The 12,621-nt window shown below is 50.2% G+C and carries 14 protein-coding genes, 1 tRNA gene and 1 pseudogene; 3 read left to right on the top strand and 13 right to left on the bottom strand.

The window, feature by feature from the left end:
- The first annotated feature begins 2 nt into the window (after positions 1-2).
- A complete protein-coding gene (panC, locus tag IE181_RS09625; RefSeq protein ID WP_191252374.1) occupies positions 3-851 on the top strand; it encodes a pantoate--beta-alanine ligase in 849 nt (282 codons plus the stop codon).
- Between the two features lie 11 nt (positions 852-862).
- On the opposite strand, the gene IE181_RS09620 is transcribed toward panC, so the two are convergent.
- From IE181_RS09620 to IE181_RS09605, 4 genes are all read right to left on the bottom strand, one after another.
- A complete protein-coding gene (locus tag IE181_RS09620) occupies positions 863-1,672 on the bottom strand; it encodes a response regulator (protein ID WP_191252373.1) in 810 nt (269 codons plus the stop codon).
- Between the two features lie 10 nt (positions 1,673-1,682).
- Positions 1,683-3,107, bottom strand: a complete 1,425-nt coding sequence (gene mgtE, locus IE181_RS09615; protein WP_191252371.1) for a magnesium transporter — start codon at positions 3,105-3,107, stop codon at positions 1,683-1,685.
- Positions 3,108-3,327: 220 nt separating this feature from the next.
- Positions 3,328-3,416: transfer RNA gene (locus tag IE181_RS09610), tRNA-Leu, on the bottom strand.
- An 86-nt stretch (positions 3,417-3,502) separates the two neighbouring features.
- Positions 3,503-3,745, bottom strand: a complete 243-nt coding sequence (locus IE181_RS09605; RefSeq protein ID WP_191252369.1) for a FliM/FliN family flagellar motor switch protein — start codon at positions 3,743-3,745, stop codon at positions 3,503-3,505.
- Positions 3,746-3,903: 158 nt separating this feature from the next.
- Here IE181_RS09605 and lipB point away from each other — a divergent pair.
- Both lipB and IE181_RS09595 read left to right on the top strand, forming a co-directional pair.
- Positions 3,904-4,530, top strand: a pseudogene (lipB, locus tag IE181_RS09600) (lipoyl(octanoyl) transferase LipB); the annotation flags it as partial.
- A 179-nt stretch (positions 4,531-4,709) separates the two neighbouring features.
- Positions 4,710-5,162 carry a hypothetical protein gene (locus IE181_RS09595; protein ID WP_191252362.1) on the top strand — a complete coding sequence of 151 codons (453 nt, stop codon included), beginning with the start codon at positions 4,710-4,712 and terminating at the stop codon, positions 5,160-5,162.
- A 15-nt stretch (positions 5,163-5,177) separates the two neighbouring features.
- On the opposite strand, the gene IE181_RS09590 is transcribed toward IE181_RS09595, so the two are convergent.
- From IE181_RS09590 to crcB, 9 genes are all read right to left on the bottom strand, one after another.
- A complete protein-coding gene (locus IE181_RS09590; protein WP_229819303.1) occupies positions 5,178-5,459 on the bottom strand; it encodes an acylphosphatase in 282 nt (93 codons plus the stop codon).
- 88 nt (positions 5,460-5,547) lie between these two features.
- Positions 5,548-7,533 carry an acetyl-CoA carboxylase biotin carboxylase subunit gene (locus tag IE181_RS09585; RefSeq protein ID WP_191252360.1) on the bottom strand — a complete coding sequence of 662 codons (1,986 nt, stop codon included), beginning with the start codon at positions 7,531-7,533 and terminating at the stop codon, positions 5,548-5,550.
- A 26-nt stretch (positions 7,534-7,559) separates the two neighbouring features.
- The gene (locus tag IE181_RS09580; protein WP_191252359.1) at positions 7,560-7,781 is read right to left on the bottom strand and encodes a hypothetical protein; all 222 of its coding nucleotides are present in this window, start codon (positions 7,779-7,781) and stop codon (positions 7,560-7,562) included.
- A gap of 12 nt (positions 7,782-7,793) precedes the next feature.
- Positions 7,794-9,326 (bottom strand): acyl-CoA carboxylase subunit beta, encoded by a 1,533-nt coding sequence (locus IE181_RS09575; RefSeq protein WP_191252357.1) that lies wholly within the window; start codon positions 9,324-9,326, stop codon positions 7,794-7,796.
- Positions 9,327-9,381: 55 nt separating this feature from the next.
- Positions 9,382-10,080, bottom strand: coding sequence for an ATP12 family chaperone protein (locus IE181_RS09570; RefSeq protein WP_191252356.1), 699 nt, complete (start codon positions 10,078-10,080; stop codon positions 9,382-9,384).
- The gene (locus tag IE181_RS09565; RefSeq protein WP_191252355.1) at positions 10,077-10,565 is read right to left on the bottom strand and encodes a hypothetical protein; all 489 of its coding nucleotides are present in this window, start codon (positions 10,563-10,565) and stop codon (positions 10,077-10,079) included. Before IE181_RS09565 ends, IE181_RS09570 begins: the two co-directional genes overlap by 4 nt.
- 9 nt (positions 10,566-10,574) lie before the next feature.
- Complete coding sequence (locus IE181_RS09560) at positions 10,575-11,255, bottom strand: HAD-IA family hydrolase (protein ID WP_191252354.1); 681 nt, start codon at positions 11,253-11,255, stop codon at positions 10,575-10,577.
- 2 nt (positions 11,256-11,257) lie between these two features.
- The gene (locus tag IE181_RS09555) at positions 11,258-12,244 is read right to left on the bottom strand and encodes an RluA family pseudouridine synthase (protein WP_191252353.1); all 987 of its coding nucleotides are present in this window, start codon (positions 12,242-12,244) and stop codon (positions 11,258-11,260) included.
- Entirely contained in the window at positions 12,241-12,618 is a 378-nt protein-coding gene (gene crcB / locus IE181_RS09550) for a fluoride efflux transporter CrcB (RefSeq protein WP_191252352.1), read from the bottom strand. The genes IE181_RS09555 and crcB overlap by 4 nt, the downstream gene beginning before the upstream one ends.
- Positions 12,619-12,621 lie beyond the last annotated feature (3 nt).

Genomic DNA, 12,621 nt, shown 5'->3' with positions numbered 1-12,621 from the left:
GTATGACAGCAGTAATCCCGGTGGTGCGAACCATTGATGACCTTCGCCGTATTGTCAGTGACTGGCGGCAGAATGGTTTCCGTGTAGGACTGGTACCTACGATGGGGGCACTGCATGACGGGCACCTGTCTCTTGTACATGAAATTAGTAAAAAGGTAGACAAGGTTATCGTCTCGATCTTTGTGAACCCCAAGCAGTTTGGCGAGGGCGAAGATTTTGACACTTATCCCAGAACGGAAGGCAGCGACCGCCAAAAACTGGCCATGACCAGTGCCGACCTGGTTTTTGCTCCCCCGGCATCGGAAATGTACGGACATGGATTTTCCACGAATGTAACTGTGTCTGGGTTAAGCACTGTTCTTGAAGGCGCAAATCGTCCTGGTCACTTCGACGGCGTTGCGCTTATCGTCACCAAACTTCTGTTGGCGGCCCTGCCTGATGTCGCCATTTTTGGGGAAAAAGACTATCAGCAGCTTTGTGTCATCAAACGTTTTGTTGCCGATCTGAACATCCCGACAGAAGTTATTGGCGCTCCCCTCTTTCGTGAAGAAGACGGTCTGGCCGCCTCATCCCGCAATGCCTACCTAGAGCCAGAAGAACGCAGAATTGCCAATAGTTTATATAAAGCCTTGAAGCAATTATGCGCGAATGCCAGAAAAGGCGGCGATCTTCGCGCAGAAGAAAATCGTGCAACCGAAGCAGTGCTCAAGGCTGGCTTCCAGAAGGTAGACTATATCAGCATTGTAGACCCGGAGACCCTCGAAGTATTGGAAAAACTGGACCGTCCGGCGCGTGTGATCGCTGTTGCGCGGCTTGGCAAGGTCAGACTATTGGATAATATGGCAATCTAGAAAAAGGCGGTCTAGCCTTCATCCCCTTGGAACCATTCATATTCTTCGCAAAGTGACAGCTGTTTGACACCAGCTTCCAGAAAACGTTTGTCCGCAGCAAGCGCATCAAAGTATCGCAGTAGCGGCGCCAGGTCATTCGACCAAGGATACCCCAGCTCAACAATACTGCGATAAACATAGTCAGGAAACCTGACAAAATCGCCAGCTTCTGTGCACTGTTCAATCACCAGTTTGCTCGCACGGCCTAAAATACAGATCCGTTCGATCATACGCTTCCCATATGTGGGCGGCAGGCTCTTTATCTCGGCCTTCAGCAAGGCCCCAACACTTACACCAATGGAATCGTTTGTAACGATCAGATGCTCAACGCTGGTACCTGTATCGCCGCGCAGGGCATTCGCTGCAGCCAGGGCACGGCGGCGCAAATCAGGTGGCAGTTCTCTGAACCCACTGGCCATCCAAAATGCAATGCGTCGGCGGACATGGTCAATTGATTTCCCCTTAATGATAAAATCGTCACCACCGTACCGCAGGCCGTTTCTGACAATTTCCAGATCATCATAACCGGTCAGAAAGACAAAAGGCATATACTTTAACCCTTCGTCAGTGACTATGTGCGCCAGATCAAAGCCCCCCTTACCCGGCATTTGCACGTCAGAGACAATCAGATCAACCTCACAGGATTTCAACGTGCTCAGTGCTTCATCGACATTTTCGGCTATCAGGGCTTCAAACCCAAATTGACGCACACCAGCAGCCTGCATCCGCAATACCACAGGTTCATCATCAACCAATAAAACCGTACCGGATCGTCTTGTCATTCACTTAGCCTTAAAGGAGAACTGCGGCGGCAACGCCCAAAAATACAAAAAAGCCTACAACGTCTGTCACAGTGGTTACAAAAACAGACGATGCTATCGCAGGATCAATGCCAAACCTGTTTAAAGTAAGCGGTGTCAGCAGTCCACAAGCACCTGCAACTATCATGTTGAAAACAAGGGCAAAAGCGAAAACAAGCCCCAAGGTTATATTGTCATACCATAGCCAGGATATGGTCCCTGCAATAACAGCCAGCGCCGCTCCGTTGACGGTCGCAATGATTACTTCGCGGTTCAGAACCCGCATGGCATTCAGGGACGTTAATTCCTTTGTGGCAATCGCGCGAACCGCAACAGTCATGGTCTGCGTTGCAGCGTTGCCGCCCATGCTGGCAATAATCGGCATCAACACAGCCAGCGCTACCATCTGTTCGATCGTACCTTCAAATAGGCCAATGACGATAGACGCCATCACCGCCGTTCCCAAATTCACAAACAGCCATAAAAACCTGTTTTTAATAATATCAGTCAGGCCTTCATTCACACCTAGGTCACTACTTACACCTGCCAGTGCGAGCAGGTCTTCTTCTGCCTCATCCTCGATCACTTCGATCACATCATCAACGGTGATCACACCAACAACGCGCCCGGCCGCATCAATAACAGCCGCTGAAATCAGATGATATTTGGTAAAGCGGTAGGCCACTTCCTCTTTGTCCATGGCCACATCAACCAGATGCAAATCGTCATCTTTGATCTCGCCAAGAGAGATGTTACGTGCAGACCGCATAATGCGTGACAATGGCACCGACCCAACAGGCTTATGTCCCGGATCGACAACAAAAATATCATAAAAATCGCTTGGAATTGATTCGTCTTCACTGCGCAGGAAGTCAATCGCCTGTCCAACGGTCCAAAACTCCGGCAGTGCGACCAGATCGCGCTGCATCATCCGGCCAGCAGATTCGTCAGGGTAGCTCAGGTTTTCTTCAATAGCCGCCCGGTCATCCACAGTCAGCGCACGCAGTACTTCTGCCCTGTCTTCAGCATCCAGTTCTTCGATGACATACACGGCGTCATCGGTATCAAGTTCCGTTACAGCATCGGCAATCTGTTCGTTGGAGACGGCTTCATACAGATCAAATTGCGCTTCACCCTCTACCTCGATGAAAAGCTCGGGTGGGAGTTTGTCCCCAAGAAGCGAGACAAGCGTCCGCCTGTTTTTCGACGGCAAAAACTCCAGAAGGTCTGCGATATCCGCAGCGTGCATATCTTCAAAAAGCTCAAGAACCCGACTTTCATCCTGTTCTTCAAGCGCTTCTGAGAGCGTGTCCATAAATTCACGGGAATGATGCACATCGCTGGTTGGCAGAATATTTTCCGCCTCTTCCACAGTGCCTTCTTCGATTTCGTCAATTTCCGGGTTTTTTTCTGTCATTTTTCCCGTTCCCTGCGTTAAGGCACATTGCGTGTTCGCGACCGTGTTCTCTTGATAAAGGAAGGGGCCCTTTTTTGTCTAGGGATTTGTCAATCAAACGGCATGATTTCCAAATATCGGACAGGACAGTTGGGATTCTTTGAACACAGACGTGCTCCAAAGGCAAAACAGGAGCCAGATAAGCCAAAAGCCCCGTAGTTTCCCACGGGGCTTTTGATAATGGTGCGGCCGAGAAGACTCGAACTTCCACGGACAATTAAGTCCACAGCGACCTCAACGCTGCGCGTCTACCAATTCCGCCACGGCCGCAAGGTCGGGGGTGTAGCTATCAAATAAGTATGCCCCCCGCAAGCGAAAAATAAGCGGAAAACAAAATAAGTCTAAACGGCGGGGTTTTATACCTGTAGCTGGCTCATCATACGGGTAATGGAAACACCAATTTTATCACCAACAATCATGATTTCACCGCGAGCTACCAGCTCACCGTTTGCATAAATCCAGCATTCATCTTCATGTTCGGCATCCAGATCAATAACAGCACCCCGCCCCATCTTCAAAAGTTGACGGATCGGCATCTGAGTCGATCCCAGGATCACAGTAATATCGACGGCTACTCTGTTAACTGCTGGGTTCATCATTCATCCTTTATCGGGGTCGTTTCGCCCTTTGCCGAGTATTTAGCCAGCTTCAGGTTAATATTTTCTTAGAATGCCCATAGTCTTACCGTCAACCTCTTTTGTTGGGTGGTAATTAATGATAAGAGCAGTCACAACGCAGTGTAACAGCAGGAAACCCAATGACCAAGGCTGAATGGCGCATATCCGACGACCTGATTAATTATGACGATGCTCTGTCATTTATGGAAGAGCGTGCCCGTGCGATCAGTAACGATACCGCATGTGAACAGGTCTGGCTTCTGGAACACCCGCCCCTTTATACGGCGGGGACAAGTGCTGATCCGGCGGACCTCGTTGACCCTGAACGTTTCCCCGTTTATGACGCTGGTCGCGGTGGGCAATATACCTATCACGGCCCCGGCCAGCGCGTCGGCTATTTCATGCTGGACCTGCGTAAACGCGGTAAAGACGTTCGGCAATTTGTCTATAATCTGGAAGAGGTTATCATCCGGACTCTGGCCTCGTTCAACATTGTCGGCGAACGACGGGACGGGCGTGTTGGCATCTGGGTTGTACGCGACGATGGCCGCGAAGACAAAATTGCTGCGATTGGTGTTCGCGTCAGACGCTGGGTTACCTTCCACGGTATTGCCATAAATGTTGATCCTGATCTGGAACATTTTAAAGGCATTGTCCCCTGCGGGATTGCTGAGCACGGCGTCACCAGTTTTGCCGACCTTGGCCTTCCTGTGACGATGGATGATGTTGATGTCGCCCTTAAGGGTGCATTCGATGAAGTCTTTGGCCTTGAACCCCGCCCAATGACCGTTAAATGGCAACCCGCGCCCATGGGCCGGAAGCAGATAGCCACTAACGGTCAAGACCCGCGCATTGAAGACACCCATCCGGTGTTTAAGCTGTAGACTTGAACAATCCCCCCTGTCCCCTGTATAGTTCTATATCGTCTTGTCTGGGGAGAGAGGAAATGATGCACAGTCTCTATAAACGCCTTCATAAAGTGTTTTTAATCTCAGCGATTTTAACACTCGCTGGATGCGGGTTCTCTGAAAGCCTGACAGAGGCAGAAGACCTGATCGACACTTTCCGTGCACATGTCGCAGAGAATGACATCGACACCATCTATATGGACATTTATCACCCTGATGTCAGAAAACAGCTTTCCCGTCAGGATCTTACAGGGTTTATGCGAAACTACAGACCCTCTATCATTAAAACATCGTCCCGCTCCAGAATATCCTGGAACAGCAACGTCGGGACAAGCGGTACCACCGTTACCCTTGTTTATTCAGGCAAGCTAAATGGCAGCAGTGTCACGGAAAAATTCGTCCTGAAATCTGATGGTGATATTCTGAAATTGTGGCACTATGCGTTTAACGTTTCAGACGCTGATGCACTTGAAAAGAATATTAGCATCTAACGCAGGGCATAGTTTTCAAACCGTTGGCTTAACTTCGAACCGTTTGGGTGCAATGCCCTGCGCTTCTACTGTTTCAATACGATCAACCTTGGCGTGTTCCGGCCCTTGGTGACAAGCGGCAATCATGCCATCCACAGCGGCAGAGCTACCTACAAACAAAGCTTCCACCGTGCCATCAAGTCTGTTGCGAACCCAGCCGTACACGCCTGCAGCATTCGCTTGTTGCTCCGTCCAGGCGCGGTACCAAACACCCTGTACCTTGCCGTAAATACGGACTTTCACTGCGGTGGTAGTCATGTGCATCACTCCACTTTATCGTCATCTGACAGAGCATAAATCTACTAGGCAGCCCCGTAAGGCTACCAATAAGGCTAGTGGTGATGATTTAAGCAAATTCTATAATAACATCATCAACTGCAAGGCTGTCGCCTGCTGCCGCATTAATGGACTGGACAACACCGTCACGCTCTGCACGCAGGATATTTTCCATTTTCATTGCCTCCACTACCGCAAGCGGCTGACCTGCCTTTACTTCCGCGCCTTCTTCCACCGCAATGGAAACAACCAGTCCTGGCATCGGACACAAAAGCAGCTTGCTTGTGTCAGGTGCAATTTTCTCAGGCATGAGTTTGTAGAGTTCTGCCGCACGCGGTGTTTGAACCCTGACAGGCAGCGACACACCGTCTGTGGTCAGCGTGTAGCCAATCGCATCATAATCAATTTCGATTGCATGATATGTGCCGTCGATAGTGCCCTTAAACACCGGATCACCCGGCATCCAGTCACTTTCCACCTCTACCGACTTGGAACCGATCACTACCTCTGCATGATCGCCTACAGGGATGATGGACGTATCGAACGCTTCATTGTCAATTGTTACAACCCAGCGCATGAGCTGTGGTGCCTCAGGCTCAGAAATCTGCCCTTCGATCTGACTAGCCCGGGAGACCTCGATCGCATTGATCATTGTCGCGGTCACGACCATCGCTTCTTTCGTTGTATCGGTTAAGCTGCCGCCTTCAAATCCATCAGGATATTCCTCGGCGATAAAGTTGGTCGTCATGTCACCAGCCTGAAAGCGTGGGTGAGCCATCAGCGCACTGAGGAACGGAATGTTATGCGCAATACCCCGAATGTAATATTCGTCCAGTGCCCGGCGCTGGGCAGCGATTGCCTCATCCCGGGTTGCCCCGTATGTCACCAGTTTGGCGATCATAGGATCATAGAACATGGAGATTTCCGCACCTTCATATACGCCGGTATCAACGCGCACAGTCTCTGATTCTGCGGGTGGTATATAACGGCTCAGTCGACCGATAGACGGCAGGAAACCGCGCAGTGGATCTTCGGCATAGACACGGTTCTCCACTGCCCATCCGGTCAAGGTTACGTCATCCTGTGACATTGTCAGTTTTTCACCGTCCGCAATGCGCAGCATCTGCTCAACAAGATCAACGCCCGTGACAAGTTCAGTCACAGGATGTTCCACCTGCAGTCGGGTATTCATTTCAAGAAAATAGAAATTCCGGTTCTTGTCGACGATAAATTCAACCGTACCAGCACTGCAGTAATCCACAGCCTTGGCAAGGGCTACCGCCTCTTCGCCCATTGCTTTACGTGTTGCTTCATCCAGAAACGGACTTGGCGCTTCTTCCACAACCTTTTGGTGGCGACGCTGGATCGAACATTCCCGTTCGCCCAGATAAATCACATTGCCGTGCTTGTCACCCAGCACCTGAATTTCAATGTGACGGGGTTCTTCGATAAATTTCTCAATGAAAACACGGTCATCGGCGAAGCTGGATCTCGCCTCGTTTTGTGCGGACAAGTATCCTTCGCGCGCTTCTTCATCGTTCCACGCAATCCGCATGCCCTTGCCGCCACCGCCTGCAGAGGCTTTCAACATAACCGGATACCCGATCTGTGCGGAAATCTTTACCGCTTCATCGGCATCCTTGATAATGTCCATATGTCCCGGCACTGTTGTTACACCGGCTTTTGCCGCCAATTCTTTCGAGGTAATTTTATCACCCATCGCCGTGATCGCATATGGGTCAGGCCCAATGAAGGTGAGTCCTGCCGCCTGCACTGCTTCTACAAAGCTGGCCCGTTCAGACAGGAAGCCATAACCGGGATGAATGGCTTCCGCACCTGTTGCCTTTGCCGCCTCAAGTATCTTATCAGCGATAAGATAACTTTCAGCCGCAGCAGGAGGGCCAATATGTACTGCTTCGTCTGCCATTTCCACATGTAGAGCATCTGCGTCTGCATCCGAATACACGGCAACTGTTTTAATACCCATTTTCCGGGCAGTTTTAATAACACGGCAGGCAATTTCACCGCGGTTAGCAATCAGGATCTTATTGAACATATGATTGGACCCTCTTCTTTATCTAATCAGCCCCGTCTGCGGGACGAAAAATACCAATAAGCAGCCAACAGGACTGCAACCCCAGCAAAAAACCAGTCACCCGACACGTCGCTGATTAGCGCACCAGCGATACATCCCCCAACAAGCATCCCGACGATAAAGGCAAAGATTGCAACCGACCGCACTTCTGCCTTGGTCGCAGTATCTGCAATCTCCTTTTGTAAATCGTCAGGTAGGGGGCGGGCCATGGTGTGATGTCCTTAAAGGGGAATATTATCGTGTTTCTTCCATGGGTTCTGAAGATCCTTGTTCGCAAGTTTCTTCAGTCCTTTCACGATACGATTACGCGTATTATGCGGCATGATCACATCATCAAGGAACCCGCGCTGTGCTGCCACAAACGGATTGGCAAACAAGTCTTCGTAATCCTTGGTATGCGCTGCAATCTTTTCCGCGTCATCCCGATCCTTACGGTACAGGATTTCAACGGCCCCTTTTGCCCCCATCACGGCGATTTCTGCAGTTGGCCAAGCGTAATTCAAGTCACCTCGCAGGTGCTTTGACGCCATAACGTCATAGGCACCGCCATACGCCTTGCGGGTAATCACGGTGATTTTGGGCACAGTTGCCTCACCATAAGCAAACAGAAGCTTGGCGCCGTGTTTGATGATCCCGCCATATTCCTGTGATGTCCCCGGCAGGAAGCCCGGCACATCCACGAGGGTAATGATTGGAATATTAAAGCAGTCACAAAACCGCACAAATCGAGCAGCTTTCTTACTGCTGTCAATATCAAGGCACCCCGCCAACACCATCGGCTGGTTGGCAACAATACCAACTGTTTCGCCGTCTATCCGGGCCAATCCTATGATAATATTGCCTGCGTGTTTTGGCTGCAGCTCGAAAAAGTCACCTTCATCGACAATTTTCTGAATAACCTCATGCATATCATACGGTTTATTCGGATTTGATGGGATGATTGTATCAAGCGACTTTTCAACCCTGTCAGGCCGGTCAAAAGTTGCTCTGACTGGCGGCTTTTCGCGGTTATTAAGCGGCAAAAAGTCGTAAAAGCGACGGAGCTGTGCCAGCGCTTCAACATCATTGTCAAAGGCTTTATCTGCCACGCCTGATTTAGTGGTATGCGTTGATGCTCCACCCAGTTCTTCCTGGGTTACCACTTCGTTAGTTACAGTTTTCACCACATCAGGCCCGGTGACGAACATATAACTCGTATCCTGAACCATGAAGATAAAGTCTGTCATCGCCGGGCTATAGACTGCACCGCCAGCACATGGCCCCATAATCATAGAGATTTGAGGGATTACCCCAGACGCCAGAACATTCTGCTGGAACACATCAGCATATCCGCCCAGCGCCGCTACACCTTCCTGGATACGGGCACCGCCACTGTCATTAAGGCCAATCACCGGTGCCCCAACACGCATCGCCATTTCCATGACCTTAAGGATTTTATTGGCGTGTGTTTGACTAAGCGAACCACCAAATACTGTGAAATCCTGGCTATAAACATAGACAAGACGGCCATTGATAGTCCCGGAACCTGTCACAACACCGTCACCAGCAAACTTTTGGCTTTCCATACCAAAGTCGCTACAGCGATGCTCGACAAACATGTCGTATTCTTCAAAGCTATCAGCGTCCAGAAGCAGCTCAATACGCTCACGGGCTGTGAGTTTACCGCGCGCATGCTGTGCATCAATTCTGGCCTGCCCGCCGCCCTGGCGCGCTTCCTCTCGCTTAGCTTCTAACCGTTCCAGAATTTCCTTCATCTATCATCCTTCCAGGCCTTGCCCACGCTCTTTTATCCGCGGGTGCTTGTTCCTTTTAAAGAGTTTTGAGTAGTTTTAAATATTTGTCTGCAACTTTCAGTTCTGAGTAGAGTGCATTCCGAACTGCATCGGCTTCTGCGTCTGCTCCCCACTTGTCGCGTTGGAAATCTTCATCAACACGTGACGCTGTCCAGCAGGCTTCAAAGTCACGTCCTTCGCGCAAACAGGCAAGCGCAAGTGCAACAGACCCGAAACCGGTTGTCAAAGCATGCAAGCCCGATACCTCATAAGCGTCCAGCGCATCAATTGCTGTCTTTATTCGCTGCACATCCTGATCAGACTGCGCAACATGCAAAACACCTGTTGTTGTTTTCAGATCAACCCCGAAAGTATCCCGAACCCAATCCAAAACCGGGTCCCATTCTTTCGCCTGCCTGGCAACAAGTTCCTTTGGGTGGTCTGCGCGGTAGCAAATTAAATCAGACTGTGCATAACCAACCAGTTCATCCACAACCGCGTCTTTTTGCGTTGCCACCCGGTCAATTGCGGTATTTGCCAATCTGTTAAGGTGCATATCCTCCGGCTTGATTGTGTCTTCCTGCGCGGCCCATTCATCTGCCATCGCGGTCGCAAGCCGCTCTGACGGCACCACAACTGTGGACCGTTTCGGTGTCCGAATATCCCGACCGTCCAACTGAATTTTATGACCACCGTCAGCAGGCACAACAATCACTGTTTTATAAAAACGTTTCACTCTTTACCCTCGTCAGGTGTTTTTGTCTGGTCCACTGCGTCATTATCCACGGCAGCAGATTTATCATTTTGCATATCGCGGGTTGCCTTGGCATATTGTCGCCGCGTATGACGGGAATGTTTCCGTCTGGTGTTTAGTCTTTTTGCATCAATGCCAGTATCTGATTTAAAGCCAGCAGACAGTTGATGACCTGCGGACTTTTCCTTGGTCATGTCTTGCATGATCGCATCATAGCCTAACAACCGATTTCCCAAGCGCGGATTACGGTACAATAAAACAGTCCCCAAAGCCAAAAGAACAAGTGCAATCAACAAGATGGCAAAAGGCAGCACATCCCCCCCCGAATATTCTACAATTTCGGCTTCATAAGCATAGGCGAAGATTGCACCAATACTGAAAAGACCTGCAATCAGTAGAAAGATCGGACGCGGACGCAGTGCTTCGGCGCGTAAATCTTCTTCCTGTTTTCCCTTATCATCCACCATGACCATTCCTTACGCCATCAAATCAGAAACCATCGCTGGAATTTCTCTAAATGAATGCGCTACCTTTGTTGCCCCAGCATTCACTAATTCCGGCACTTCATGATACCCCCATGACACCCCCAGTGCGTGTGCGCCTGCGCTTTTTGCCATCTGCATATCATAACTGGTATCACCAATTACAATAGCCTGATCCGGATGTGACCCAGCATCCAGTATCGCCGTTTGCACCATGGATGGATGCGGTTTGCTGGGATGATGATCAGAGGTCTGCAGTGATACAAACATGTCCAGAATATCGTGCTGGGACAGGACCCTGCGCAGCCCACGAAGCGACTTGCCCGTCGCGACAGCAAGACAATAGCCTTTTCCGTCCAGTTCTTTCAGCACTTCTATCGTATCAGGATACAGAGGTTCCGCAGTAAAATCTTCACTACTTCGTAAATCAAAAAAGGCTTTTTTATACCCTTCTGTCAAAGCGGCATGATCATCCGTAGATAACTCAGGTTTCAATACCTGAAAAGCTTCCATCAGGGATAGTCCAATAATGCGGCGCACATCTGCGTGGTCCAGGCGTTCCATACCAAAACGGTCCAGACATAGGTTCATGGAATCTGTGATCATATGCTGACCATCGGCAAGCGTGCCGTCGCAGTCAAAGATAATTACTTTGTTAAACTCGGAACCAGACATGATTAAAATTCTTCCTCAAACGGGTCTTCATAAGCAGACAGATCAAGCCCCAGCATATCAAAACTGGCTGCCATATGGGGCGGTAGCGGTGCGGATACATCGCATATCCCACCGGCAGGATGCGGAAACTGCACCCGGTAACTATGCAAATGAAGCTTCTTGGAAATAGCACCCGATAGATATGCTTCAGCGCCGCCATATTTTCCATCGCCAACAATCGGTGTCCCCATTTCTGCACAGTGAAGACGCAGTTGGTGGGTTCGTCCTGTCAGCGGCTGCAGCGCCAACCAGGCGGCTTCATGCCCCATTCTTTCGACAACACTAAAGTCCGTTACTGACTTTTTGCCAGTATCACTGGCGATCATACGCTCGTTCCCTTTGATCGGCGCTTTTTCCATCAGCATGCTAATGCGTCCATCCTGCTGCTGCGGCACGCCTTTAACAATCGCCCAATAAGTTTTCTGTGTGTCTTTGGATGCAAAGCCCTTGGCAAGCTTTGCTGCTGCCTGACTGTTTCGCGCCAACAAGAGAGCCCCGGACGTATCTTTATCTAGCCTGTGAACCAGTTTGGGGCGCTGGGGTGCATCATACCGAAGTGCGTCCAGCAACCCGTCCAGATGCCGTGACTGTCCGGTACCACCCTGTGTAGGCAAACCCGCGGGCTTATTCAGGACAATCACATCATCATCAATATGAAGAACCCAATTTCTGACTTCTTGCACCTCGGCATCACTGAGCCTTTTTCGTACCGGTTTTTCTGCCTTCGGAGCAGCTCCTGCGATACTGTCGAGCGGCGGAATACGTATTGTCTGCCCGGTGGCGACATGCTCCTTGCCTTTCACGCGCTTACCGTCCAGGCGTACTTCGCCTTTGCGCATGGCTTTTTGCAAACGACCAAAACTTACATCCGGGAAATGCCGCTTAAACCAGCGATCAAGCCGTGTACCGTCGTCATCGGGCTGTACAGTTAAATTTTGAACACCACTCATAAAACTAATCTTCCGATCCATGTTCCGGCCATAAGCCCAAGAACACCAAGAATTACCGACCCTCCGGTATAGAGGGTAACACCGCCCCAATCGCCGCGCTCTATCAACAAGACTGTTTCCATTGAATATGTCGAAAAAGTCGTAAAAGCACCTAGAAACCCAACAGTTATCAAACCGCGAAGTTCGGGTGTACTTTCAAATTTCAGGGCAAAAGCCGTTATCGCGACCCCCATCAGGAAACTACCCAGAATGTTGACAAAGAAAATCCCCGCGGGAAACCCTGGCCCCAGAAGCTTCAAGACCTGTGCCGCAATATAATGCCGTGACACCGCGCCAAGCGCACCCCCTAAAGCAATTGCAGCAATCATCTTCATGCA

Source organism: Kordiimonas sediminis, from assembly GCF_014656395.1.
In the GTDB taxonomy this organism is placed as follows: domain Bacteria; phylum Pseudomonadota; class Alphaproteobacteria; order Sphingomonadales; family Kordiimonadaceae; genus Kordiimonas_A; species Kordiimonas_A sediminis.
The sequence above is the reverse complement of the archived record's forward strand: the minus strand, read 5'-3'. Positions and strand labels throughout refer to the sequence as shown.

What these genes read in the sequence shown, in the direction of transcription:
- panC (WP_191252374.1), top strand. Translation starts at nt 3, where the DNA reads ATGACAGCAGTAATCCCGGTGGTGCGAACCATTGATGACCTTCGCCGT.
- IE181_RS09620 (WP_191252373.1), bottom strand. Translation starts at nt 1,672, where the DNA reads ATGACAAGACGATCCGGTACGGTTTTATTGGTTGATGATGAACCTGTG.
- mgtE (WP_191252371.1), bottom strand. Translation starts at nt 3,107, where the DNA reads ATGACAGAAAAAAACCCGGAAATTGACGAAATCGAAGAAGGCACTGTG.
- IE181_RS09605 (WP_191252369.1), bottom strand. Translation starts at nt 3,745, where the DNA reads ATGATGAACCCAGCAGTTAACAGAGTAGCCGTCGATATTACTGTGATC.
- IE181_RS09595 (WP_191252362.1), top strand. Translation starts at nt 4,710, where the DNA reads ATGATGCACAGTCTCTATAAACGCCTTCATAAAGTGTTTTTAATCTCA.
- IE181_RS09590 (WP_229819303.1), bottom strand. Translation starts at nt 5,459, where the DNA reads ATGACTACCACCGCAGTGAAAGTCCGTATTTACGGCAAGGTACAGGGT.
- IE181_RS09585 (WP_191252360.1), bottom strand. Translation starts at nt 7,533, where the DNA reads ATGTTCAATAAGATCCTGATTGCTAACCGCGGTGAAATTGCCTGCCGT.
- IE181_RS09580 (WP_191252359.1), bottom strand. Translation starts at nt 7,781, where the DNA reads ATGGCCCGCCCCCTACCTGACGATTTACAAAAGGAGATTGCAGATACT.
- IE181_RS09575 (WP_191252357.1), bottom strand. Translation starts at nt 9,326, where the DNA reads ATGAAGGAAATTCTGGAACGGTTAGAAGCTAAGCGAGAGGAAGCGCGC.
- IE181_RS09565 (WP_191252355.1), bottom strand. Translation starts at nt 10,565, where the DNA reads ATGGTGGATGATAAGGGAAAACAGGAAGAAGATTTACGCGCCGAAGCA.
- IE181_RS09560 (WP_191252354.1), bottom strand. Translation starts at nt 11,255, where the DNA reads ATGTCTGGTTCCGAGTTTAACAAAGTAATTATCTTTGACTGCGACGGC.
- IE181_RS09555 (WP_191252353.1), bottom strand. Translation starts at nt 12,244, where the DNA reads ATGAGTGGTGTTCAAAATTTAACTGTACAGCCCGATGACGACGGTACA.
- crcB (WP_191252352.1), bottom strand. Translation starts at nt 12,618, where the DNA reads ATGAAGATGATTGCTGCAATTGCTTTAGGGGGTGCGCTTGGCGCGGTG.